This is a genomic window from Tsuneonella sediminis (assembly GCF_051912845.1).
Taxonomy (GTDB): Bacteria; Pseudomonadota; Alphaproteobacteria; order Sphingomonadales; family Sphingomonadaceae; genus Tsuneonella; species Tsuneonella sediminis.
The window spans coordinates 1,681,891-1,704,942 of record NZ_JBNCBU010000001.1; the positions used below are offsets into that span (position 1 = coordinate 1,681,891).

Consider the following 23,052-nt stretch of genomic DNA (forward strand, 5'->3'; position numbering starts at 1 on the left):
CAGCAAGCGTCTGGCCTTGCGATGATTCCTTCCGATGGACGACGACCGTCCCAGACCCAAGGGCGATGCCGCCAGCCTCCTCGCGACGGAGGACCTGGGTCCCTATTCGCAGGAAGAACTGAGCGAACGCATCTCGCTGCTCGAGCGCGAGATCGCGCGGGTGGAAAGTCACCGGCTCAAGGCGGCCGCGCATCGCAGCGCGGCCGATGCGCTGTTCGGAAAGCCCGGATCGTGAGCCGGGCGGCCCTCGCATTCGCCGGGCCGCCCCCTATATCGGTGCATGTTTCCCGACACTTCACCCGACCCGTCGGGTGTAAAAGCGGCGTTAACCATCATCGCCCATACTTCCGAAACGGGGGGAGCGTCCCCGTCACCACGAAAGACACCTGAATGCCCAGTTTCGCCCAGAACCTCGAAAAGACCCTCCACGGCGCGCTCGCGGGCGCGGCCGAGCGGCGACACGAGTACGCGACGCTCGAGCACCTGCTGCTCGCGCTGATCGACGACGAGGACGCGGCGCAAGTCATGCTCGCCTGCGGGGTCGACCTCAGCGAGCTGGGCGAAGTGGTGCGGCGCTACCTCGACGAGGAATACCAGAAGCTGGAAACGCCCGAAGAGGCCGATCCGCAACCGACCGCCGGGTTCCAGCGGGTGATCCAGCGCGCGATCCTCCACGTGCAGTCGAGCGGCAAGGATACCGTTACGGGCGCAAACGTGCTCGTCGCGCTGTTCTCCGAGCGCGACAGCTACGCGGTCTATTTTCTCCAGCAGCAGGACATGAGCCGGCTGGATGCGGTAAGCTACATCAGCCACGGCATCGGCAAGGGCGGCAAGCAGCTCGAATCGAAGGCCCCGCAGGGTGCGAGCGAGAGCGAGGGCCAGCAGGAAGCCAAGGGCGACGCGAAGGGCGGCAAGGACCAGTCCGCGCTCGACCAGTTCACGGTCAACCTCAACGAGAAGGCCAAAAGCGGCAAGGTCGACCCGCTGATCGGCCGCGGGCCGGAGGTCGACCGCACGATCCAGATTCTCTGCCGTCGCAGCAAGAACAACCCGCTCTACGTGGGGGATCCCGGCGTCGGCAAGACCGCCATCGCCGAAGGCCTCGCGCGCAAGATCGTCGAGGGCGAGGTGCCCGAAGTCCTCGAGGATGCGGTGATCTACTCGCTCGACATGGGCGCGCTGCTTGCCGGCACGCGCTATCGCGGCGATTTCGAGGAGCGGCTGAAGCAGGTCGTCAATGAACTGGAAAAGATGCCCGAGGCGGTGCTGTTCATCGACGAGATCCACACCGTCATCGGCGCCGGCGCGACGAGCGGCGGGGCGATGGATGCCTCGAACCTCCTCAAGCCCGCGCTGAGCGGGGGGACGATCCGCTGCATCGGTTCGACCACCTACAAGGAGTTCCGCAACCACTTCGAGAAGGATCGCGCGCTGTTGCGGCGATTCCAGAAGATCGACGTCAACGAACCGACGGTCGAGGACACGGTCAAGATCCTGAAGGGCCTGCGCAGCGCGTTCGAGGAGCACCACCAGGTCAAGTACACGCCCGATGCGATCAAGACCGCGGTCGAGCTGTCGGCCCGCTACATCAACGACCGCAAGCTGCCCGACAAGGCGATCGACGTGATCGACGAGGTCGGCGCGATGCAGATGCTGGTGCCGCCGAGCCGCCGCAAGAAGAAGATCACCGCGCGCGAGATCGAGGCGGTCATCGCAACGATGGCCCGCATCCCGCCCAAGTCCGTCTCGAGCGACGACAAGAAGGCGCTCGAGCACCTCGAGCGCGACCTGAAGCAGGTCGTCTACGGACAGGACGTCGCGGTGAAGAAACTGTCGACCGCGATGAAACTCAGCCGCGCCGGGCTACGTGACCCCGACAAGCCGATCGGCTCGTTCCTGTTTTCCGGCCCAACCGGCGTTGGCAAGACCGAGGTCGCGCGCCAGCTCGCCAGCATCATGGGCATCCCACTCCAGCGCTTCGACATGTCGGAGTACATGGAGCGGCACAGCGTCAGCCGTTTGATCGGCGCGCCTCCGGGCTATGTCGGATACGACCAGGGCGGCCTGCTTACCGACGCGATCGACCAGCAGCCGCACTGCGTCCTGCTGCTCGACGAGATCGAAAAGGCGCACCCCGACCTGTTCAACATCCTCCTGCAGGTGATGGATAACGGCCGCCTGACCGACCATCACGGCAAGACGGTCGATTTCCGCAACGTCGTGCTCATCATGACGACCAACGCGGGCGCGAGCGACATGGCGCGCCAGGGAATCGGCTTCGGCGACGTGTCGAAGGAGGACGCGCAGGAAGATGCGGTGAAGAAGATGTTCACCCCGGAATTCCGCAACCGGCTCGATGCGATCGTCCCGTTCACCTACCTCGGACGCGAGACGGTCGCCCGCGTGGTCGACAAGTTCATCCTCCAGCTCGAGCTCCAGCTCGCCGAGCAGAACGTGCACATCCAGTTCGACTCGGACGCGCGCGGCTGGCTCGCCGACAAGGGCTATGACAAGCTCTACGGCGCCCGGCCGATGGCTCGCCTGATCCAGGAGAAGATCAAGCAACCGCTCGCCGAGGAGCTGCTGTTCGGCAAGCTCGCCAGCGGAGGAGAGGTCCACGTGAGCCTCAAGGACGGCCAGCCGGCCTTCGAGCTTACCCCCGCTCCGCCCAAGGCACGCCCCGCCCGCAAGAAGAAGGCGGCAGCGAAAAAGGCACCCGCGAAAAAGCCGGGCGCCGATGCGCAAGGCACCAGGGAAAAGGGCGAAGGCAAGTCCTGAGAGGACGGTCTTGCTGGGACAGGGGGCGCGGAGCGGGAACGCTTCGCGCCCCTTTCGCTTGAATCGACACGATGGCGCGCGACTTCGCTTGGATCCGGCCCGAACCGTTTGGCATCCATGTCGTCCCCGCCGACACGTGGATCGACCCCTCGCGCGCGGTTCCCCACGCGCTGGTCACACACGGTCATGCGGACCACGCCCGCGGCGGTCACGGCGTCACGGTCGCGACACCCGAGACGCTGGCCATCATGGACCTGCGCTACCAAACCCGCGACGGCGCCACCCCGGTGGCCTATGGCGAGACGATCCGGCTGAAGGGCGGCGTCAGCGCGACCTACGTGCCGGCGGGCCACGTGCTGGGCAGCGCGCAGATCCTGCTCGAGCACGCGGGCGAGCGGGTGGTGGTCACCGGCGACTACAAGCGGCGACCTGACCCTACCTGCCCGCCGTTCGAGGTTACGCCGTGCGACATCTTCGTCACCGAGGCGACTTTCGGCCTGCCGCTGTTCACCCACCCGCCGATCGCGGACGAGATGGCCAAGCTGCTGGGCCGCCTCGCCGCGCATCCCGACCGCTGCGTGCTGGTCGGTGCCTATGCGCTCGGCAAGGCGCAGCGGGTTATCGCTGAGTTGCGCGCCGCGGGGCACCACGCGCCGATCTACCTGCACGGCGCACTCGAGAAGATGTGCCGGCTCTACGAGGAATTCGGGGTCGACCTGGGAGAACTCAGGCTGGTGAGCGGAGCCTCGAAGGACGACATGCGGGGGCACGTGATCGTCTGCCCGCCGAGCGCGCTCAACGATCGCTGGAGCCGGCGCCTGCCCGATCCGATCACCGCAATGGCATCGGGCTGGATGCGCGTGCGCCAGCGCGCCCGGCAGCGCAACGTGGAGCTGCCGCTGGTGATTTCGGACCATGCCGACTGGGGCGAACTCACCCGCACGGTCGAGGAAGTGAACCCCGCCGAGACCTGGATAACGCACGGCCGGGAGGAAGCGCTCCTGCGCTGGCACCAGTTGCACCAGCGCAGGGCGCGCGCGCTCGCCCTCGTCGGCTACGAGGACGAGGATGACTGACCTAGTTCAGCGCTTCGAAATCGGCCTTGAGCTTGGCCAGCGCCTCGGCGGGCAGGCGATCGCCGGCCATGGGAGCAAGCTGGTTGAGGCTCATCCCCTTGATGTGCTCGAAATGCTCGTGGGTGGTCAGGCCGGGAAGGTTGGCATCGAGGATCGCCTTGCCCTTCTCGTCGGCTGCGATCGCGGCAATCGGCGTGTCGAGGGTAAACTTCGCCGTCGCCGCCGCGTGACCGGCATGGCCCGCGTGATCGCCGTGCATCGAGTGGTCGGTGGCGGTCGCGGTCTGCGCGGCGGCCGGAGCGGCGATCATCGCGATCGCGGCGAACACAAGCTTGTTCATTCGTGCGGTTTCCTCTGTCCGCGCGGCGGTCTTCCGGCCGCGCCCGCGCGCCTTGTAGCCGCGAAGCTGAACCCCGCCTAGATGGAAGAGCTCGCCGCCCTGATCGACGCGCTGGTCTACACCCGCAGCCGCAACGAGAAGCTGCGGCTCATCGCCGAGTACCTGCGCGAGACGCCCGATCCCGATCGCGGGTGGGCGCTGGCCGCGCTGACCGACGGGCTCGATTTTCCTGCCGTCAAGTCGTCGGCGATCCGCACGCTGCTGATGGAGCGGATCGACCCCGTGCTGTGGACGCTCAGCCGCGATTTCGTCGGCGACACCGCGGAAACCGCCAGCCTCCTCTGGCCTCAGCCCGCCGCGCACCCCGATCCACCCAGCGTGTCCGAAACGGTAGAACTGCTGTCGAAGATGACACGCAAGTCGGTCCTGACTGATCTCCCCGTCCTCATGGACCGGCTCGACGCGTCGGGCCGCTACGCGCTGCTCAAGCTTGCGACCGGGGCAATGCGGATCGGCGTGTCGAGCAGGCTCGCCAAAGTCGCGTTTGCGCAGGCCTTCGACGTACCGGTCGAGGAGGTCGAGGAGCACTGGCACGGGCTTGCCCCGCCCTATGCGCCGCTGTTCGCGTGGGCCGCGGATGGCGCGCCGCCGCCGGACACTGCCAACCTGCCGACGTTCCGCCCCTTCATGCTCGCACACCCGCTCGAGGACACGGTGGTCGACCTCGCCGATTATGTCGCCGAGTGGAAGTGGGACGGCATCCGGGTCCAGCTCGTGCGGATGGGCGGCGAAGGCCGGCTCTATTCGCGCGGGGGCGACGACATCTCGGCCACCTTTCCCGAGCTGCTCGACGTGTTGCCGGTCGATGCCGTGCTCGATGGCGAACTGCTCGTGCGCGGCGCGACCCAGGGCGGCGAAGTGGGCGGCGCGGCGAGCTTCAACGCGCTCCAGCAGCGGCTGGGGCGCAAGACCGTCGCAAGGAAGATGCTCGCCGAGTATCCGGCGTTCGTGCGCCTGTACGACGTGCTGATCCTCGAGGGGGAGGACCTGCGCGAGCGGCCGTGGTCGGATCGCCGCGCGGTGCTCGAGCGGCTGATGGACCGGCTGCCGGAGAGCCATTTTGACCTCAGCCAGGTGGTGGAGGCGATCGACTTCGATCAGCTCGGAAGTATCCGCGAGGGCGCGCGCGACGAGGCGATCGAGGGCCTCATGCTCAAGCGCCGCGATTCCCCCTACATCGCGGGGCGCAGGACAGGGCTGTGGTACAAGTGGAAACGCGATCCGCTGCTCATCGACTGCGTGCTTATGTATGCCCAGCGTGGAAGCGGAAAGCGATCGAGCTTCTACAGCGATTATACGTTCGGCTGCTGGGACGGCGATCCCGACAAGGGTGCCGAACTGCTACCGGTCGGCAAGGCGTACTCGGGCTTCACCGATGAGGAACTGAAGAAGATCGACCGCCACGTGCGCACACACACGGTCAACCGCTTCGGACCCGTGCGCGAAACCGACAGAAGCCTGGTGTTCGAGGTCGCCTTCGATTCGGTGCATGAGAGCAAGCGCCACAAGTCCGGCCTCGCCATGCGGTTCCCGCGCATTCACCGCATCCGGTGGGACAAACCCGTGCACGAGGCCGACCGGATCGAGAGCCTGCGCGCGCTGGTGCAGGACTGACCGGCCGGATCTCCCCGCACGAAGTCGCGCCGCGCAACAGTTCGGCAACGGAGCACGGCACTCACGCCCGGTTTCCGAGGACCGAGGTCAGCCCTGAGTACGGCCGTCGTCGGGGTGGGGTCCAAGCGCTCCCGCCACCGCCAAAGCGTGATGCTTCGCGTTCTCGGCATAGTGGGCCACGCCCATCCGCATCCCGGTGACCGCCATGTCGTCGAGATCGCGCATCTTGCGCGCCGGGCGCCCGCCCCACAGCTCGCGCGCGCCCATCACCTTGCCTTCGGTGAGCATTGCCCCGGCGGCGAGCATCGCGTCCGTGCCGATGACCGCCTTGTTCATCGCGATCGCGCCCAGGCCCACGAAGCCGCGATTCTCGATCCGGCATCCGTGAACCATCGCCATGTGGCCGATCAGCACGTCGTCGCCGATGATCAGGGGGCTGCCGTCCGGATCGCCCGGCCGCTCGGGATCGCAGTGGAGCACGCTGCCGTCCTGCACGTTCGTCCGCTCGCCGATAACGATCCGGCTTACATCCGCCCGCAGCACGCAATTGTACCAGATGCTGGAACCCGCGCCGATGGTGACGTCGCCGATGATCGCGCAGCCGGGCGCGACGAACGCGGTGTCGTGGATACGGGGCGACCTGCCGTGGATCGGGATGATGGTCACGCCGGGTCGGGTGATGGTCACAGGAACTTGCTCCAGTTGAGGTCGGACAGGATCGACGCGTAGTCATCGGTCCAGACCGCCCGGTCTTCCCGCGGCAGCGCGGACCATTCGGCCCCTGTCACCTCCCGGACGCGCTCGAGCCGTTGCGGGTCGCGCGCCATGGCGATCCAGACCGAAGGGGCCAATGGTGGCTTCACGCCGACGTCGCGGCGCAGGATCGCCGACAGCCCATTGGCGCGCGCCGCCGCCTCGAGAGCGGGGGCAAGGTCGATGTAGCGGTTCGAGATATGGAACAGCAGCAGCCCGTCACGCGCCAGCGTGCGCAGGTACACCTTGAACGCCTCGTCGGTCAGCAGATGCAGCGGCACCGCGTCCGACGAGAACGCGTCGATCGCCAGGACATCGTAGGTGCCCGCTGGCGCGGCGGCGAGTTCCAGACGCGCGTCGCCGATCACCATGCGCGCGTCGGGCGCGCAGCGATCGATGAAGGTGAAGCGGCCGTCGCGCGAATAGTCGAGGACCGCCGGATCGATCTCGTAGAAGGTCCAGGTCTGGCCCGGCCGTTTGTAGCAGGCGAGCGTTCCCACCCCGAGCCCGACGATCCCGACCTTGGCATTGCGCCCGAGCAGCCCCTCGCCCGCGCCGAGAACGAGACCCACACCCGCAGAACGCCCGTAGTAGCTGGTCGGATCGAGCTCGCGCCCCGCCGCCTGTTTCTGCGTGCCGTGCAGGGTGGTGCCGTGGGCCAGCGTGCGCAGTCCGTTGTCGAAATCGCGCACGGTGTAGATGCCGAAATAGCTGCGGCTGCGATCGCCGGCTATCGTGGTGCGCAGCGAATCCATTCCCCCGAGCGCGAGCATCGACAGAGCGAGAATGCCGGCAAAGGCCGCGCGCCAGCGGACGACCAGCAACGCCAGCACCACCACTGCGGCGAGAAGGACCTGCACCAGGATCGGCGAGCGAGGATTCGCGGCGACAGCGTTGGCGAGAAAGCTCACCGCGAGGATCGCTGCGGCAAGTGCAATGGCCATGACGATGCGGGACCGCTCGTCCGACCACCCGAAGCGTCCGGTCCAGCGCGAGTAGGCGGGCAGCGGGACGAGCAGTGCCGCCGCGACGATCAGCAGCGGATGCTCCCAGGTCCAGTCGAACAGGAGTGGCGCGAACAGCGCGGTAATCGCCCCGCCGAGCACCCCGCCCGCTGACATGACGAGGTAGAACAGGGTCAGCCGCGCCGGCGACGGCCGGCTTTCGTAGAGGCGGCCGTGCAGGGCGACGGCGACGACGAGCAACAGGGCGATGCTGGTTATCGCCGCCGGCATCGAGCCATTGGCGGAGACCAGGATAGTGATCGACCCGAGCACCATGACTAGCGCCGCGGCATGGCGCGCGAACGCATCGGCGACCGCGCGCCGCTCGGCGAACGCGATCGAGAACGAGAGCAGGTAAAGGCCGAGCGGAATGACCCACAGCAGCGGCATCGCGACGATATCCGTGGTGAGGAAGGTCGTCGTCGACAGCATCAGTCCCGAAGGCACCGCCGCAAGGGCGATCCACAGCGCGATCCGCCGCCATCCGATCGTCTCCGGGCTGGCGGGCGCCTCCTCGGCCACAGCGACCCGTCCGCCGTTCGCGTGCGGCAGGCGGCGGCCCGCCACGATCACCAGCACGACGAGGCCCGCGTAGCCGGCCGCCCACACCGTGCTCTGGACGGCGATCGGCAGCAACGGTTCGGCCAGCAGCGGATAGGCGATCAGCCCGGCGAAGCTGCCGAGGTTGCTGGCTGCGTAAAGAGGGTAGGGATCGCCCGCTCCGGGCTGGGCGGCGTACCACCGCTGCATCAGCGGCGCCTGTGCCGACACGGCAAAGAACAGCGGTCCGATCGTCGCCAAGAACAGCAGCGGCACCCACACCACCTCCGAACCGGGCGCGGCGGGTGGGAGATCGGCCAGTGCGATGGGCAGAGTCAACGCGGCGAGCACTAGCACGGCGACATGGATAATCGCCTGCCGCCGCAGGGATACCCGCCCCAGCGCATGGGCATAGGCATAACCGCCCAGCAGCAGCGCCTGGTACACCAGCATCGCGCTGTTCCACACGTTCGGCGCGCCCCCGAGGCGCGGCAGCGCCATCCGCGCCACCATCGGCTGGACGAGGAAGAGGAGGAAACTGCCGAGCAGGATCGTGGCGACGAAGAGCGTCCGCGGATTTCGGGTCATTCGGTCTCCGTCCGGTCGCTTCTGGCAATCGAGTAGACGATCGTATCGCGGAGCGGCGGTTCGAAGCGCGGATCGACGTAATCGAGGTCTTCGCGCCGGCGCATCCCCAGCCGCTTCATCAATCCCCAGCTCGCCTCGTTTCCGTCAACCGTGAGCGCGACCACCTCGTCGGCGCCAAAGCGATCGAACGCGGCATCGAGCGCCGCGCTCGCGGCCTCCCTGGCATATCCGCGTCCCCAGGCATCCTCGCGCAGGCGCCAGCCCACTTCGAACTGGCCCGCGACCGACGAGCCAGGGGCATCGGCGCGCTTGAGGCCGCAGAAACCAAGCACCTCGCCGTCGGACTTTCGTTCGACGATCCAGAAGCAGAACCCGTTGCGCGCCCGGCACGCCGATACCCTGTCGAGCAGCGCCTGCCGGCCCTCCTCGTCCATCACGCCGCCCAGCCAGCGCATAACCGCGGGCGTGTTGGTTCCGGCGAAGAAACGCTCCGCATCGCCTTCGCGCCAGTCGCGCAGGACCAGCCGGTCGGTTTCGATGCGGACCCCGTCAGCCATTCAGCAGCCGGGCGGCGTGGGCCGCGTGGTAGGTCAGCACCCCGCTGCACCCCGCGCGCCTGAAAGCCGTCAAGGTCTCGAGCACCAGCGCGTCGCGGTCGCCCGCGCCGGCGGCGGCGGCGGCCTCGATCATCGCGTATTCGCCGCTGACCTGGTAGGCGAACACCGGCACCTCGAATCGCTCCTTCACCCGCCGGACGATGTCGAGATAGGGCAGGCCGGGTTTCACCATCACGCTGTCGGCGCCCTCGGCAATATCGAGCGCGACTTCGCGCAGCGCTTCCTCGGCATTGGCCGGGTCCATCTGGTAGGATTTCTTGTCGCCCTTGAGCAGTCCGCCCGAGCCCACCGCATCGCGAAACGGGCCGTAGAACGCGCTCGCGTACTTTGCGGCATAGGCCATGATCTGCACGTTGGGCCGGCCGTTCATCTCGAGCGCCATCCGGATCGCGCGGACCCGCCCGTCCATCATGTCCGACGGTGCGATCACGTCGGCCCCCGCCTCGGCCTGGTTAAGCGCCTGGTCGACGAGGACCGCAACGGTATCGTCGTTGACCACGTAGCCTGCATCGTCGAGCAGTCCGTCCTGACCGTGACTGGTGTAGGGGTCGAGCGCGACGTCGGTCAGCACGCCGAGGTCCGACCCGCAGGCGTCCTTCACCGCGCGAATCGCCCGGCACATCAGGTTGTCGGGGTTGAGCGCTTCGGCCCCGTCGTCGCTGCGCCGCTCAGCCTGTGTGTTGGGAAACAGCGCGATGCAGGGAATGCCGAGGCGCCTCGCCTCCTTCGCCCTCTGCACGATCCCGTCGACCGACCAACGCGAGACGCCCGGCAGGCTGCCGACCGGCTCCTCTACGTTCGTCCCGCCGGTGACGAACAGCGGCCAGACGAGGTCTGCCGGCGTGAGCACGGTCTCGCGGTGCAGCGCCCGGCTCCAGTCGCTGGCCCGGGTGCGGCGAAGGCGCAGGTTGGGGTAGGCGGCGGAAGTCATCGTCTGCGCTGTTGCCGCAATGCGCGGCCGGGCGCAATCGCGGTCAGAGGACGGTCCTCGCCGCCTCGACCCGGTCGATCTCGCGCGCTGGCTCGTCGGGGGCGGTTTCCGCGCCGGTGGGCGCGAGGTCGGCGAGCGCGGCGCCGGCTTCGACGGTCTTGAGCTGGGCGAGGACCTCGCGAAACCTCCGCAGGTTCTCGCCGGAGAGAAGCGCCCGCGTGACGAAGGCCACGCTGGCGGGATTCACCGCCACGCCGCCGCGGTACATCTCGTAGTGGAGGTGCGCCCCGGTCGAGAGGCCGGTCGAACCGACATAGCCGATGACCTGGCCGCGCCGCACGCTCTGCCCTGCGTTCACCGCCATGCGGCTCATGTGGCAATAGCGCGTCTGGATGCCGCCGGCGTGCGCGAGGCGGACCGCGTTTCCGCAACCACCCGCGCGACCGGCGGACACTACCCGGCCGTCGGTGACCGCGACGATCGGCTGGCCATAGCTGGCCTTGAAGTCCATCCCCGCGTGGCGGCGGTTGTAGCCGAGGATCGGATGACGGCGCATGCCGAAGCCCGAGGTCACCCGACCGGAAACCGGCGCCAGCAGCCCGCTGCGCTGCTCTCCCGCGCCCGAGGCTTCGTAGAACCGCCCGTCGCTTCCCCAGCGCATCAGCTGGGCGCGCGGTTTGCCGCCGCGCTCGATCCCGGCGTAGAGCAGCGGGCCGGCCTGCCGTTCGCCGGTCGCGGCGCGCTTGTACGACAGGATCATGTCGAACGTGTCGGTCGGGCGCACACCCTCATCGAGGTCGACCTGGTCGCCCAGCGCCTTCAGGTATTGCTGTACCGCGCTGGCCGGCGCGCCGGCCGCCCTCATCGAGCGGTACAGGCTCTCGCCGGCAAGGCCACGGATGCGGAGCGGAGTATTGTCGACCCGTATCGGTCTGCGCTCGAGTGCGAGGCCCCCGTCATCGCCGCGCTCGATTGCCAGCGCAAGGTCGAAGCGGGCGCGGAATTCGAGCGCGTCGAGCGGGCGCGCAGCCCCGGGCTCGGTCCGGCGCCCCAGCGTGATGTCGATCTTCGTTCCCGGCTCGATCTCGTCGAGCGGGATGGCCTGCGCGACCAGCGACGACACCCGCGCAAGGTCGGCGCCGCCGATGCCGGCGCGCTGGAGCATGCGGGCAAAGCTGTCTCCGCCGGCCAGCGTGGCCACGAGTTCGATCGACGGGCGTTCCGGCGCGGACCTGAGCGGAACCACGCTCGCGGTTGCGGACATCTGGCGGCCGCTGTCGGCGCCCAGTGCCAACGGCGTGATCATCTGACTGCGAAACTCGTCGCGGACCGCATCGTCCACCCGGGTCGCGGGCGCTGCCTCGAGCGGAGCAAAGCCCGGCCAGAAGGCGAGGCTGAACGTGGCAAGGCCGATGAACGTGCCCAACCCGCGAAACCAGCGGCGGCTGCCGATTCCCTCGGCCAGGTCCGGCGCGAGGTCGACGCGTGCCAACCGTTCTTCCGCGCGCCAGCGCAATGCGTCCCATCGTTCGGCCACCCCGCGCACCCGGCGCAGCACGGCGGGTTCGCGCTCCTGCTCGATCTGGGCGTGCGTCAGCGTCGCGGCACGCCAGCCCGGCATGCCGTCCGCGGGACCGTGCCCCGACGCCTCAATATCGCGCGGTTGGAACAACGCGCCCTCCAAACAAGCGGGTCGCGCGTTGGAAAATCCCGTTTCCCGTGCGACCCGGACCCGACGGGTCCCGTGCCCGACTTTCCTGCCCGATTGAAGTTAATGTCGCGCTAAAATCCGACGACCCGAGTCCCGGCTGAGACGGGCTGTGGGATGCGGACGGCGAAAGGTTGGCAGCGCGCGCGGGCGATGCCACATTGAACGGCGTGACGATCAAGGCGGTCCTCGGGCCGACAAATACCGGCAAGACCCATCTCGCGATCGAGCGGATGTGCGGGCATTCCTCGGGTGCGATAGGGTTCCCGCTCCGACTGCTCGCGCGCGAGGTCTACGATCGCGTGGTCGCGATCAAGGGCGAGAACGCGGTCGCGCTGATCACGGGCGAGGAGCGCATCGAGCCTCGGGACGCGCGCTATTTCTGCTGCACGGCCGAGGCGATGCCGCGGCTCGGCGGCGGCCACGCGTTCGTCGCGCTCGACGAGGCGCAGTTGGGCGCGGACCGCGAGCGCGGGCACGTCTTCACCGACCGATTGCTCAACGCGCGCGGGCGTGAGGAAACGATGCTGTTGGGGTCATCGACCCTCGAGCCGATCGTCCGCTCGCTGGTCCCCGCAGCGGAAATCGTCACCCGGCCCCGCTTCTCCACCCTTACGTACACCGGTACCGCCAAGCTCAGCCGGCTGCCCCCGCGCAGCGCGGTGGTCGCGTTCTCGACCGAGCAGGTCTACGCCGTGGCGGAAATGCTGCGCCGGTTCCGCGGCGGGGCAGCGGTGGTGATGGGCGGCCTGTCGCCCGATACCCGCAACCGGCAGGTTGCGCTGTTCCAGTCGGGCGAGGTCGACTACATCGTTGCCACCGATGCCATCGGAATGGGCCTCAACCTCGACGTGCGGCACGTCGCGTTTGCCGGACTTTCGAAGTTCGACGGGGTGCGGCAGCGGCGTTTGACCCCGGCCGAGATGGCGCAGATCGCCGGGCGGGCCGGGCGGCACCAGACCGACGGCAGTTTCGGTGCGCTGGCCGGTACAGGCGGACAGGCGCCCGAGTTCACCGACGAGGAAGTCTACGCGATCGAGGAACACCGCTTTGCGCCGGTCCCCGCGCTCTACTGGCGCGAGGCCGAACCGCGCTTCGACAGCCTCGCCGCCCTCATCGCCGATCTGGAGGCGCCGCCGGCCGAGCCGGGCCTCGTCCGTGCGCCCGAGGCGGTCGATCTTGCCGTGCTCAAGCGCCTGGCCACGGAACCGCTCGCAGCCGAGGTGCGCGGCGCCGGACAGGTGCGCCGGCTGTGGGAGGCCTGTTCGCTTCCCGATTTCCGCCAGAGCGGCGCGGACACCCATGCCCGGTTCGTTGCGCGGCTGTGGCAGGACCTGGGCAAGGGACATCTCGGCGCCGATTACGTCGCCGCGCGCATCGCCGAACTCGACCGGCCGCAGGGCGACATCGACACCCTGCAGGGGCGCATCGCGGCGATTCGCAGCTGGGCCTACATCGCCCAGCGGCCCGACTGGGTGCTCGCGCGAGACGAGATGGCCGCCCGGGCACGGGCGGTCGAGGCGCGTCTGAGCGACGCGCTCCATGCGCGGCTGACCGAGCGGTTCGTCAACCGCAGGACTGCGATCCTCATGAAGAGCCTGGGCACCGACCCCGCTCTCCTGCCTGTCGCCCTCGAGGACGATGACATCGTGACGGTCGAGGGCGAGGCCATCGGACATCTCGAGGGATTCCGGTTCGTTGTCGATCCGCTCGCCGGGCATGCCGACCGCCGCATGCTGCTCGCCGCGGCGGAAAAGGCGCTGCCCCGATTGCTGGCTGCGCGCGCGAACGCGCTCGCCGGAGACAGCACGGGTCTGGAGCTCGTCCGCGGATCCGTGCGGTGGCACGGACGCGAGGTCGCGCGCCTTGAAACTTCGGGTGGCGCGGGAGGCATCAAACTGAAGCCATCGCGCGAGCTTGCCCCGCTCGCGGAAGGCGATCGCGCCGCGCTCGTCACCGCGATCGAGGGCTGGCTCGAATCGCGCCTCGCGCCGCTCGCCCCGCTTGCGCGGCTCGAGGCGGCGACCCGCGACCCGGCAGCCGGGAGCGAGGCGCGCGCGCTGCTCCTTGCACTGGTCGCCGGACACGGCGCGGCCCCGCGCGAGCGGACGGGCATCCAGCACCTGCCGCGCGAAGTGCGCCCGTTCCTGCGGCGTCTTGGCGTCGTATTCGGGGCGCTCGACGTGTTCGCGCCAGCTCTCTTGAGGCCCGCCGCGCGCGAAGCCCTGCATGCGGCCGGGATCGATCGCCGGCCTCTCGCTGCGCAGATGCCACCGGTCCTTCCATCGTCGCGCGGTCTTCCGGCCGGATACCGCCCAGCCGGCGCCCAGGCCGTTCGCGTCGATATCGCCGACAAGCTGGTCCGCACGGCGCACGATGCGCGGGTTCGCGCGCAGGCCCGTCAATTCGCGCTCGATCCCGCGCTGGCGGTCTCGACCGGACTGAAGGCCGAGAGCTGGGCCCGCCTCCTCGGCGCGGCAGGGTTCAGGGTCCAGCGCGGCCGCCGCTTGAATGGCGGTGCGTTCGGGCCTCCCTCGCCCGATCGCTGGACCTGGCGTCCGTCTCGCCGCGAACCCCCGCCACAGCGGCCAAGCCCCCGGGAAGGCAGCGCCTTCGCGGCGCTGGCGGACCTGTCGCTGTGAGGCCTGCATGAGGATCGACAAGCTGCTGTGGCGGCTCCGGCTGACCAGGAGCCGCAGCCTTGCACAGGAACTTGTCGAGGCGGGACACGTCCGGCGCAACGGCGCACGGGTCGTCCGCGCCAGCCAGGACGTCGCGATCGGCGACACGCTGACGATACCCCTGCCCGGCGGAGTCCGGGTGATCGAGCTCGCTTCAATTCCTCTTCGGCGCGGTCCTCCCGCCGAAGCGCGCGCCTGCTACCGCGTGCTTGACCCGCACCCCCTTCGCGGCATAGCAGCGGGCGAGGACCAACCGCCTGAGAGGGGCCACCCGCAATGACCTACGTCGTCACCGACGCCTGCATAAAATGCAAATACACCGACTGCGTCGAGGTCTGCCCGGTCGACTGCTTCTACGAAGGCGAGACGATGCTCGTCATCAACCCGTCCGAATGCATCGATTGCGGCGTTTGCGAGCCGGAATGTCCGGCCGAGGCGATCCTGCCCGACACCGAGGACGGACTCGAGAAATGGCTCGAACTCAACACCAAGTTCTCCGCCGAATGGCCGAACATCACGAGCCAGAAGGAACCGCCGGCCGACGCCGACGAGCACAAGGGCGAGGAAGGCAAGTTCGAGAAATACTTCACGCCCGAGCCCGGCGAGGGCGACTGAGCGGCGCGCGCCGACCGCGCGCCCGTGGCATCCCGTCGAGCCTTCCTTACGCCCGCGTAAGCTCAGGGTGGAAATTTTGTTGCATCCTTGCTATATAATCCAACAAGCCCGCCGGTGAGCGATTCCCGGCGGCGAAGCGAACGGTCAGAAAGGCGCCAGCACTTTAGCGATACGACAGGATTATCCGGACCGCGCCCTCGTTTTCACCGGGGCCCGGCCTGAGGAAAGTCTGTCCGATCGCACCGGCTCGCGCCCGCACGAAAGGATTATTGATGGCTAGCCAGGCCCCCGCCTTCGACGTCGGCGATTACGTGGTCTATCCCAAGCACGGCGTGGGTCGTGTGATCGAGCTGCAGAGCGAGGAAATCGCCGGCATGAAGCTCGACCTCTACGTTCTCCGCTTCGAGAAGGAGCGGATGACGCTCCGCGTGCCGGTCAACAAGGTCGAATCGATCGGCATGCGCAAGCTGTCGAGCGACAAGACGCTCAAGGAAGCCATGGAGACCTTGAAGGGCAAGCCCAAGGTCAAGCGGACCATGTGGTCGCGCCGCGCGCAGGAATACGAGGCGAAGATCAACTCCGGCGACCTTGTCTCGATCGCCGAGGTTACCCGCGACCTGTTCCGCCCGGAAGACCAGCCCGAACAGTCCTATTCCGAGCGCCAGATCTTCGAGGCTGCCTCGAGCCGTCTCGCCCGCGAACTTGCCGCGATGGAAAAGACCGACGAGCCGACCGCACTCGGCAAGATCCTCGAGGTCCTGCGCGAACACGCTCCGCAGTATTACGAGAATACCGAAGAGGCCTGATTTCGACCAAGCGTCGTCTCGCGCCGATGAAGGGCCGTCCGCAAGGGCGGCCCTTTCTGTTCGTGCGGTTGCCCCGGGATGCTTGCTGTATTATATCGGCAACACGCAACCAGCGAGGAGGAAGCAGATCATGTTGCACCGGCTCCTGCGGGGGATAGCTCCCGTTGTCGCCCTGGCCGCCGCCTTCGGCGCGAGTGGCTGCGACGGTACCATCTCGATCAACGGCGACAAGGGCGTGCCGCTCGGGGAACTCGATACCTCCGGCAAGGCCCCGACGGCGCTCGTGCTTGCCGGCCCCGACACGGTCCTTGTGAAGGAGGGCGCCGCGCTCGAGATCGACGTTGCCGGCGATCCCGAGGCGGTCTCGGCGCTGCGCTTCACCCTCGACGACGAGGCGCTGGGCATCCTGCGGAAGAAGGATACCGCCGACATCGACGCCAGGGCGACCGTAACCGTTACCATGCCGAGGCTCGAAAAACTCACCCTTGCGGGCTCAGGGACGGTCGATGCGACATCGCTCGCCGGCAAGTCGGAAGTGACGATCGCGGGAAGCGGCACTGCGCGCACGCGTTCGGTCTCGTCGTCACAGCTCGACGTTACCATCGCCGGGTCGGGCAGCTACAGCGCGGCCGGCAGGGTCGAGAAGCTCGACCTTACCGTGGCGGGCTCGGGCAATGCGGACATGGCCGATCTCGAAGTGCAGACTGCCGACATCACCATCGCTGGATCGGGCAAATCGTCGTTCGCCTCGAACGGACAGGTGAAAGCAACCGTGATGGGGTCGGGTGACGTGACCGTAACCGGGTCCGCCACCTGCACGATCAAGTCGATGGGCTCGGGCACCCTGCGGTGCAATCCCGGCAGCAGCCAGGCCGCGTCTTCCGACGCGCCCCCGCCCGCCCCCCCGTCACCGGAGACGCCGACGCCCCCCAGGGTTCCGGACGCTCCATAGAAGTTCATCGGACCGCAACACCCGGGTGCCTAGGGCCGCGTATCGAAAGGATTGCACGATGCGCGGCCCAACCCTGTTCCTTCTTCCAATCGCGGCATTCGGTCTGTCCGGATGCCTCGCCAAGACTGCGTTCGACGTCGCGACGGCACCGGTGCGCGTAGCGTCCAAGGCGGTCGATCTTGCCACCACCAGTCAATCCGAAGCCGACGAGAAGCGGGGACGCGAGATCCGCAAGCGCGAGGAGCGCCTGGGTCAGCTGGGTCGCCAGCGCGAAAAGCTGGAGAAGAAGTGCATCGAAGGCGACCGGCGCGCCTGCAACGAGGCCGCGCAGGTCAACGCCGAGATGCAGACCCTGATGCCGCAGGTGCCCGCCGAAACCGACGATCCGAACTAGCTCGCCGCGCGGCGCAGCCTGTCGTTGATCGCCCGGCCCAGCCCTTCGTCGGGCACCGGTGCGACAGCCACGCGCGGCCTTTCTGACGCCGCAGCACGGTGCAGCCCGTCGTAAAGGCGCGCCGCCGCCTCGGCGAGATCGCCCGATGGCGACAGCGACCAGTCGCCCCTCACGGCCGCGAAGCCGAGGTGAAATTCATCATCCTGCGCGACGCGCACGCCGAGACGCACCGGCTTTCCCGGCGAATAGTGCTGCGCAAGTTGCCCGGGTGCCTCGATCCGCGTTTCGGTCACCGGGGTCGCCGGACCGAGCAACCGGGCCAGTTCCTCCCCGGCGATGGGTCCTTCGCGGAGCAACTGCCAGCCGCCTTCTTCGCGAAGCGCGACGATCGTCGATTCAAGGCCATTGGCAGCCGGCCCTCCGTCGAGCACAGCCTCGATCCGCCCGTCGAGCGAAGCGGCGACGTGGGCGGCGGTCGTCGGGCTGACCGCGCCGCTCCGATTGGCCGAGGGTGCGGCGAGCGGAAGACCGGTTTCCTCAAGGACAGCGCGCATGAGCGGATGCGCCGGACAGCGAAGCGCTATCGTCGGCAACCCTGCCGTCACTGCCGCCGCGACATGCGCACCCTTTGCGAGCGGCACGACCATCGTCAGCGGACCGGGCCAGAACCGCGCCGCCAGCGCCAGTGCCCGGTCATCGAGATGCGCAAGGCGCTGCGCCGCCGCGACGTCGGGCACGTGGACGATGAGCGGATTGAAATCGGGCCGCCCTTTCGCGCGGTAGATCGCCGCCACCGTCTCCGCCCGGTCGGCGCGGCCTGCCAGACCGTAAACCGTCTCGGTCGGCAGCGCCACGAGGCCGCCCGATTCGAGCAGACTCGCTGCCCGCGCGATTCCGCCCGCGCCTGCCGCCAGCCGTTCCGTAGCGTGCTTGTCGCTCATCCCCGGCCGCTATAAGCGATGGCGGCGTCCGACAAGCCCGCGATCCGGAGAAACCCGACCATGTACCGCCCCGCTACCGCCGATCAGCTCCTTGCGCTCGAGGTATGCGCCGGTATCGGCGAACTGGCACGAAGCGAACGCTTCGCCGCGGCCGAGCCCGACATGGTGTCCGCGATCGTCGAAGGGATCGGGGCGTTCGCCGCGGGCGAATGGGCGCCGCTCAACCGGACCGGCGACCTCGAGGGCGCGGTGCTCGAGAACGGCGTCGTCCGACTGCCCGACGGGTTTGCCGAGGCATACGGACGCTATGTCGAGCAGGGCTGGAACGCGATCGCCGCCCCCGCCGACTATGGCGGTCAGGGGCTGCCCTTCGCATTGGGGTGCAACGTGCTCGAAAACCTTGGCACCGCGAACTTCGCCTTCAACCTGCTGCCGATGCTCACGACCGGGGCGATCGACGCGCTCGAGCACCACGGCTCGGACGAACAGAAGGCGCTTTACCTGCCGAAGATGATCAGCGGCGAATGGTCGGGCACGATGAACCTGACCGAGCCGCAGGCGGGAAGCGACCTTGGCGCATTGCGCACGACCGCCACGCCGATCAAGGATGGCGAGCATACCGGCAGGTTCCGGATTGCCGGCACCAAGATCTTCATAACCTGGGGCGATCACGAGCTTGCGGACAACGTGATCCACCTCGTCCTGGCCCGCCTGCCGGACGCGCCCGAGGGCAGCCGGGGCATCTCGCTGTTCGTCGTCCCCAAGTACCTCGTGACGCCCGACGGCAGCCTCGGCCCGCGCAACGACGTGAAGTGCGTCAGCCTCGAGCACAAGCTCGGCATCCATGCCTCGCCGACCTGCGTCATGAGCTACGGCGACAGCGGAGACTGCATCGGCGAACTCGTCGGCGCGCCCAACCGCGGCCTGATGGCGATGTTCACGATGATGAACAACGCGCGGATCAACGTCGGCAACCAGGGCGTCCAGATCGGTGAGCGCGCGACCCAGGCCGCCCTCGCCTACGCGGCCGACCGCGTCCAGTCGGCCCGCGCCGGTTCGCCCGACAGGTCCCCGGTCGCGATCGCCGAGCATCCGGACGTCCGCCGAATGCTGGTCAGGATGAAGGCGCTCACCGAAGGCGTGCGCGCGTTGCTCTACTATACCGCCGGCCAGGTCGACCGGGGCACCCTGGGTGATGCTGCGGCAGGCGCGCGCGCGGAATGCCTCGTCCCGATGCTCAAGGCATGGGGCACCGACGCGGGCGTCGAGATCGCAAGCCTCGGGGTCCAGATTCACGGCGGGATGGGTTACGTCGAGGAAACCGGTGCGGCGCAACACTATCGCGACGCGCGGATCGCGCCGATCTACGAAGGGACCAACGGCATCCAGGCCGCCGACCTCGTCACCCGCAAGCTCGGCCTCGAGAACGGCGAGGCGCTCGACGCGCTGCTCGCCGACGTGGAGCGCGATTCCGACGGGTCGCTGGCGGACCTGGCAATGACCTGCCGCGAGATCGCGCGCTGGATGCGCGAAGAAGCCTCGATCGACGACCGGCTCGCTGGCAGTGTCCCGTTCACGGCGATGTGCGCGGTGGCCGTCGCCGGCTGGCAGCTTTCGCGCCAGGCGCGCGCGGTCGCCGATGGCGCGGCGCCAGCGCTGGCCGCGACGAAACCGGTCACCGCGCGCTTTTTCGCGACCCGCATCGTGCCCGAGGCACTCGGCCTTTCCGCGTCGGCTCGCGGCGGCGCGGACCTGCTCTATGCGCTCCCGGCGGAGGCGCTGGCCGGATGACCGACCCGCTCGAGCGAATTGCCGCGGCGCTCGAGGCCCTCGTCGGGGAGACGGCGAAAACGACCGACTGGAAATGCGCCCCGGCGTATGTCTGGACCGGCGTCGCGGCGCGGCCGGTGAGCCGGGTCGAAGCACCCGCGCTCGACCAGCTCAAGGGTATCGAACGGCAGAAGGAGGCGGTCGCGTGTAACATCGCGCGGCTTGCCAGCGGCGCGGCGGCGCACGACATGCTGCTGTGGGGCGCGCGCGGGATGGGCAAGAGCGCGCTGGTGCGCGCGGCGACCATCGCCGTCCAGGCCAGTGACCCGGACCGGCTAGCGCTCGTTCAGGTCGCCCCCGACGCGATGGCATCGCTTCCCGACCTGTTTGCAGGGCTGCGTGACCAGCCGCGCGGCTTTCTCGTCTATCTCGATGACCTCGGGTTCGCCGACGGCGATACCGTAGGACCACGGCACCTGCGTTCGTGGCTCGAAGGCGGGGTCGACGCCCGCCCTGCGAACGTCCGCCTTGCCGTCACCAGCAATCGCCGTGCGATCGTGCCGCGCCATCTCAGCGAGCAGGACGACCCGGTCAATCCCCGCGATGCGCTCGACGATCTTCAGGCCCTCGCCGACCGGTTCGGCCTGTCGGTCGGGTTTCACGCCGCGAGCCAGGACGATTACCTCGCAATCGTGGCAGGGTACGCAGGCCCGCTCGGCCTCGCCTGGGAGCGCGAGGAGGCTCTCGAATGGGCCAGCCGCCGCGGCGCCCGATCGGGCCGAACCGCGTGGCAATACGTCACCGAACTTGCCGGACGGGCCGGCCGGACCACCTGACGCGATCGAGCCGCGAGAGCGCGCTGCCCCTAGGGAACGGGCACGCGCGCGTAATCCTCGTCGAATGTCGCTCGTCCACCGCGCAGTTCGCGTTGCGGCGGCAGCCGGTTGCCGCTGAGGCGCTCGATCGGCGGCGACGGACGCGCGCCCGGCGCGGCGACCCGCCACACGATTCCCGCGGTGTCGTCGGTGACCAGCAGCGCGCCGTCTTTCGCAAAGGCAACCCAGGTCGGCCGGCCGCGCGTCGTGTCGCCCTCCTCTGCAAGGAACCCGGTCAGGATCGGCTGGGGCTTGCCGACGGGATTGCCGCGATTGTCGAACGGAACGTAGACCACGTCGTAGCCGGACTTCGGCTTTCGGTTCCACGAACCGTGCCGGGCGATGACGGCGCCGGACGCGTATTTCTCACCAAGGGTCGAGCCATTGCCGGTAAAGGCCAGTCCTAGCGCGGCAACGTGCGGTCCCAGCGCGTATTCGGGAATCCGCACGTAGTCGGGATTGAACCCGTCGGGGGTCGGTTCGTCGACGCGGTCGTCGAAGTTGTTGCGCCACCAGACCCACGGCCAGCCATAGTGCGCGCCGATCGGCACATTGGTGAGATAATCGGGCACGAGGTCCGACCCGACCATGTCGCGTTCGTTGACGGTGGTCCAAAGTTCCCCGCTCCATGGGGAGAACGCGAGCCCGTTGGGATTGCGCAAGCCGCTCGCGAACTGCCGCTGACGGCCGTTCTCGAGGTTGTAGTCCCAGATCGCCGCCCGGCCGATTTCCTCGTCGAGCCCGCGCTCGCCCACGTTGGAAGCCGAACCCACCGCCACGTAGACGTGCTTGCCATCCGGCGAGAGCACGATGTTGCGCATCCAGTGATTGCCCGCCGGCGGCAGGTCCATCAACTTCTTCGGTGTGCCCTCCAGCGTCGTAGCGCCCTCTTCGTATGGGAAGGCAAGCAGCGCATCGTGGTTGGCGACGTAGAGCGTGCCGTTCCGGTAGGCCATGCCCGACGGGGAGCTGAGGGCGTCGTTGGTCAGGAGGGATTGCTGGTCGGCACTGCCGTCGCCATCGGTGTCCCTGAGCAGCGCGATCGCGTTCCGCGAAGGTCCGCCCGCGCCGGCCTTTTTGAAAAGGAGATTCATGATCCAGCCCTCGATCCCGCCTGGCCCCTTGGACGGCGGCCGGTTGGTCAGCGCGACGAGAACATCGCCGTTCGGCATGACGTACATAGTACGCGGGTGATCGAGACCCTGTGCGAAGCGGGTCACCGCAAGCCCCTCGGCCGCGACGGGCACTTCACCGCCCGGCCAGCCGACCGCGTCGGCCACCCCCACCGTCGGCACCGTCTCGTAACGTGGCCTCAGGAGTTCGGGATCGGTACCCGCGAGGTCTTCGACCGATTGGCGGGCGGTGTCGGGGGTTACGAGGTAGGCGACGACGCCGATGGCCAACAGGACAGCGACGAGGAAGCCGGCGAGGATCTTGCGGCCGGTGCTCATGGCGTCCGGAATAGGCGCTGACGCGACTTGCGGCAACGGCCGGCTGCGCTAGAGCCTGCGCCGATGTACGATTTCAGGCCTGACGAGGCGCTCGCCAAACCCGAACTCTATCGCCAGCTCGTTGCGGCCGCCGATGCGCTGACCGCGGGCGAGCCCGACGCGGTTGCCAACATGGCGAATGTCGCGGCGCTGATCGGCGAGTTCGTACCCGCGCTCAACTGGGCGGGGTTCTATCGTGCGGTCGAGGGCGAACTCGTCCTCGGACCGTTCGTCGGGCGTCCCGCGTGCATCCGCATTCCGCTTGGCAAGGGGGTCTGCGGCACGGCGGCTGCGAGCGGGGAAACCCAGCTCGTCGAGGACGTCCATGCGTTTCCCGGACATATCGCCTGCGATGCGGCGAGCCGAAGCGAACTCGTCGTACCCGTGCTTCGTGGCGGCGCCGCGATCGCGGTGATCGATCTCGACAGTCCCGAGACCGGCCGCTTCGACCGGGAGGATGCGACCGGCATCGAGGCACTCGCCGCGTTGCTTGCCAGCCGCATCTAGGCGCCCCGTTTC

Annotated in this window: 21 protein-coding genes; 13 read left to right on the plus strand and 8 right to left on the minus strand. The window is 68.5% G+C overall.

Features of this window, described 5'->3' with window-relative positions:
- Positions 1–34 precede the first annotated feature (34 nt).
- From ACPV3N_RS08495 to ACPV3N_RS08505, 3 genes are all read left to right on the plus strand, one after another.
- A complete protein-coding gene (locus tag ACPV3N_RS08495; protein ID WP_440116607.1) occupies positions 35–235 on the plus strand; it encodes a DUF1192 family protein in 201 nt (66 codons plus the stop codon).
- Between the two features lie 155 nt (positions 236–390).
- Positions 391–2,778: an ATP-dependent Clp protease ATP-binding subunit ClpA gene (gene clpA / locus ACPV3N_RS08500; RefSeq protein ID WP_440116609.1), complete on the plus strand. Its 2,388-nt coding sequence runs from the start codon at positions 391–393 to the stop codon at positions 2,776–2,778.
- Between the two features lie 71 nt (positions 2,779–2,849).
- Positions 2,850–3,854 (plus strand): ligase-associated DNA damage response exonuclease, encoded by a 1,005-nt coding sequence (locus ACPV3N_RS08505; RefSeq protein ID WP_440116611.1) that lies wholly within the window; start codon positions 2,850–2,852, stop codon positions 3,852–3,854.
- 1 nt (position 3,855) lies between these two features.
- Here ACPV3N_RS08505 and ACPV3N_RS08510 read toward each other — a convergent pair whose 3' ends face one another.
- Entirely contained in the window at positions 3,856–4,194 is a 339-nt protein-coding gene (locus tag ACPV3N_RS08510) for a hypothetical protein (RefSeq protein ID WP_440116613.1), read from the minus strand.
- A gap of 81 nt (positions 4,195–4,275) precedes the next feature.
- Here ACPV3N_RS08510 and ACPV3N_RS08515 point away from each other — a divergent pair, with 81 nt between their 5' ends.
- A complete protein-coding gene (locus ACPV3N_RS08515) occupies positions 4,276–5,868 on the plus strand; it encodes a cisplatin damage response ATP-dependent DNA ligase (protein ID WP_440116615.1) in 1,593 nt (530 codons plus the stop codon).
- An 87-nt stretch (positions 5,869–5,955) separates the two neighbouring features.
- Here ACPV3N_RS08515 and ACPV3N_RS08520 read toward each other — a convergent pair whose 3' ends face one another.
- From ACPV3N_RS08520 to ACPV3N_RS08540, 5 genes are read right to left on the minus strand one after another with little or no spacing between them, the layout of a single operon-like run.
- Entirely contained in the window at positions 5,956–6,549 is a 594-nt protein-coding gene (locus tag ACPV3N_RS08520) for a gamma carbonic anhydrase family protein (protein WP_440117496.1), read from the minus strand.
- Positions 6,550–6,551: 2 nt separating this feature from the next.
- Positions 6,552–8,753: a spermidine synthase gene (locus tag ACPV3N_RS08525; protein ID WP_440116617.1), complete on the minus strand. Its 2,202-nt coding sequence runs from the start codon at positions 8,751–8,753 to the stop codon at positions 6,552–6,554.
- The gene (locus tag ACPV3N_RS08530; protein WP_440116619.1) at positions 8,750–9,310 is read right to left on the minus strand and encodes a GNAT family N-acetyltransferase; all 561 of its coding nucleotides are present in this window, start codon (positions 9,308–9,310) and stop codon (positions 8,750–8,752) included. The genes ACPV3N_RS08525 and ACPV3N_RS08530 overlap by 4 nt, the downstream gene beginning before the upstream one ends.
- Complete coding sequence (hemB, locus tag ACPV3N_RS08535) at positions 9,303–10,301, minus strand: porphobilinogen synthase (protein ID WP_440116621.1); 999 nt, start codon at positions 10,299–10,301, stop codon at positions 9,303–9,305. The genes ACPV3N_RS08530 and hemB overlap by 8 nt, the downstream gene beginning before the upstream one ends.
- Positions 10,302–10,344: 43 nt before the next feature.
- Positions 10,345–11,922, minus strand: a complete 1,578-nt coding sequence (locus ACPV3N_RS08540; protein WP_440116623.1) for a peptidoglycan DD-metalloendopeptidase family protein — start codon at positions 11,920–11,922, stop codon at positions 10,345–10,347.
- A gap of 248 nt (positions 11,923–12,170) precedes the next feature.
- Here ACPV3N_RS08540 and ACPV3N_RS08545 point away from each other — a divergent pair, with 248 nt between their 5' ends.
- The 6 genes from ACPV3N_RS08545 (at position 12,171) to ACPV3N_RS08570 (ending at position 17,457) form a co-directional block, all read left to right on the plus strand.
- Positions 12,171–14,651, plus strand: coding sequence for a helicase-related protein (locus tag ACPV3N_RS08545; protein ID WP_440117498.1), 2,481 nt, complete (start codon positions 12,171–12,173; stop codon positions 14,649–14,651).
- Between the two features lie 7 nt (positions 14,652–14,658).
- Positions 14,659–14,970 carry an RNA-binding S4 domain-containing protein gene (locus ACPV3N_RS08550; RefSeq protein WP_440116625.1) on the plus strand — a complete coding sequence of 104 codons (312 nt, stop codon included), beginning with the start codon at positions 14,659–14,661 and terminating at the stop codon, positions 14,968–14,970.
- A complete protein-coding gene (gene fdxA / locus ACPV3N_RS08555) occupies positions 14,967–15,305 on the plus strand; it encodes a ferredoxin FdxA (protein WP_440116627.1) in 339 nt (112 codons plus the stop codon). Before ACPV3N_RS08550 ends, fdxA begins: the two co-directional genes overlap by 4 nt.
- Positions 15,306–15,577: 272 nt before the next feature.
- Positions 15,578–16,111: a CarD family transcriptional regulator gene (locus ACPV3N_RS08560; RefSeq protein WP_440116629.1), complete on the plus strand. Its 534-nt coding sequence runs from the start codon at positions 15,578–15,580 to the stop codon at positions 16,109–16,111.
- A 130-nt stretch (positions 16,112–16,241) separates the two neighbouring features.
- A complete protein-coding gene (locus tag ACPV3N_RS08565) occupies positions 16,242–17,063 on the plus strand; it encodes a head GIN domain-containing protein (RefSeq protein WP_440116631.1) in 822 nt (273 codons plus the stop codon).
- A gap of 58 nt (positions 17,064–17,121) precedes the next feature.
- Positions 17,122–17,457, plus strand: coding sequence for a hypothetical protein (locus ACPV3N_RS08570; protein WP_440116633.1), 336 nt, complete (start codon positions 17,122–17,124; stop codon positions 17,455–17,457).
- Here ACPV3N_RS08570 and ACPV3N_RS08575 read toward each other — a convergent pair.
- Positions 17,454–18,398: an L-threonylcarbamoyladenylate synthase gene (locus ACPV3N_RS08575; RefSeq protein WP_440116635.1), complete on the minus strand. Its 945-nt coding sequence runs from the start codon at positions 18,396–18,398 to the stop codon at positions 17,454–17,456. The genes ACPV3N_RS08570 and ACPV3N_RS08575 overlap by 4 nt on opposite strands.
- 18 nt (positions 18,399–18,416) lie before the next feature.
- Here ACPV3N_RS08575 and ACPV3N_RS08580 point away from each other — a divergent pair, with 18 nt between their 5' ends.
- Positions 18,417–20,189: an acyl-CoA dehydrogenase family protein gene (locus ACPV3N_RS08580; protein ID WP_440116637.1), complete on the plus strand. Its 1,773-nt coding sequence runs from the start codon at positions 18,417–18,419 to the stop codon at positions 20,187–20,189.
- Complete coding sequence (locus ACPV3N_RS08585; protein WP_440116639.1) at positions 20,186–21,004, plus strand: ATP-binding protein; 819 nt, start codon at positions 20,186–20,188, stop codon at positions 21,002–21,004. The genes ACPV3N_RS08580 and ACPV3N_RS08585 overlap by 4 nt, the downstream gene beginning before the upstream one ends.
- 29 nt (positions 21,005–21,033) lie before the next feature.
- On the opposite strand, the gene ACPV3N_RS08590 is transcribed toward ACPV3N_RS08585, so the two are convergent.
- Positions 21,034–22,494, minus strand: a complete 1,461-nt coding sequence (locus tag ACPV3N_RS08590; protein WP_440116641.1) for a PQQ-dependent sugar dehydrogenase — start codon at positions 22,492–22,494, stop codon at positions 21,034–21,036.
- A gap of 63 nt (positions 22,495–22,557) precedes the next feature.
- On the opposite strand from ACPV3N_RS08590, the gene msrC reads away from it, so the two are divergent.
- Positions 22,558–23,040 carry a free L-methionine (R)-S-oxide reductase MsrC gene (gene msrC / locus ACPV3N_RS08595; protein ID WP_440116643.1) on the plus strand — a complete coding sequence of 161 codons (483 nt, stop codon included), beginning with the start codon at positions 22,558–22,560 and terminating at the stop codon, positions 23,038–23,040.
- Positions 23,041–23,052: the final 12 nt, after the last annotated feature.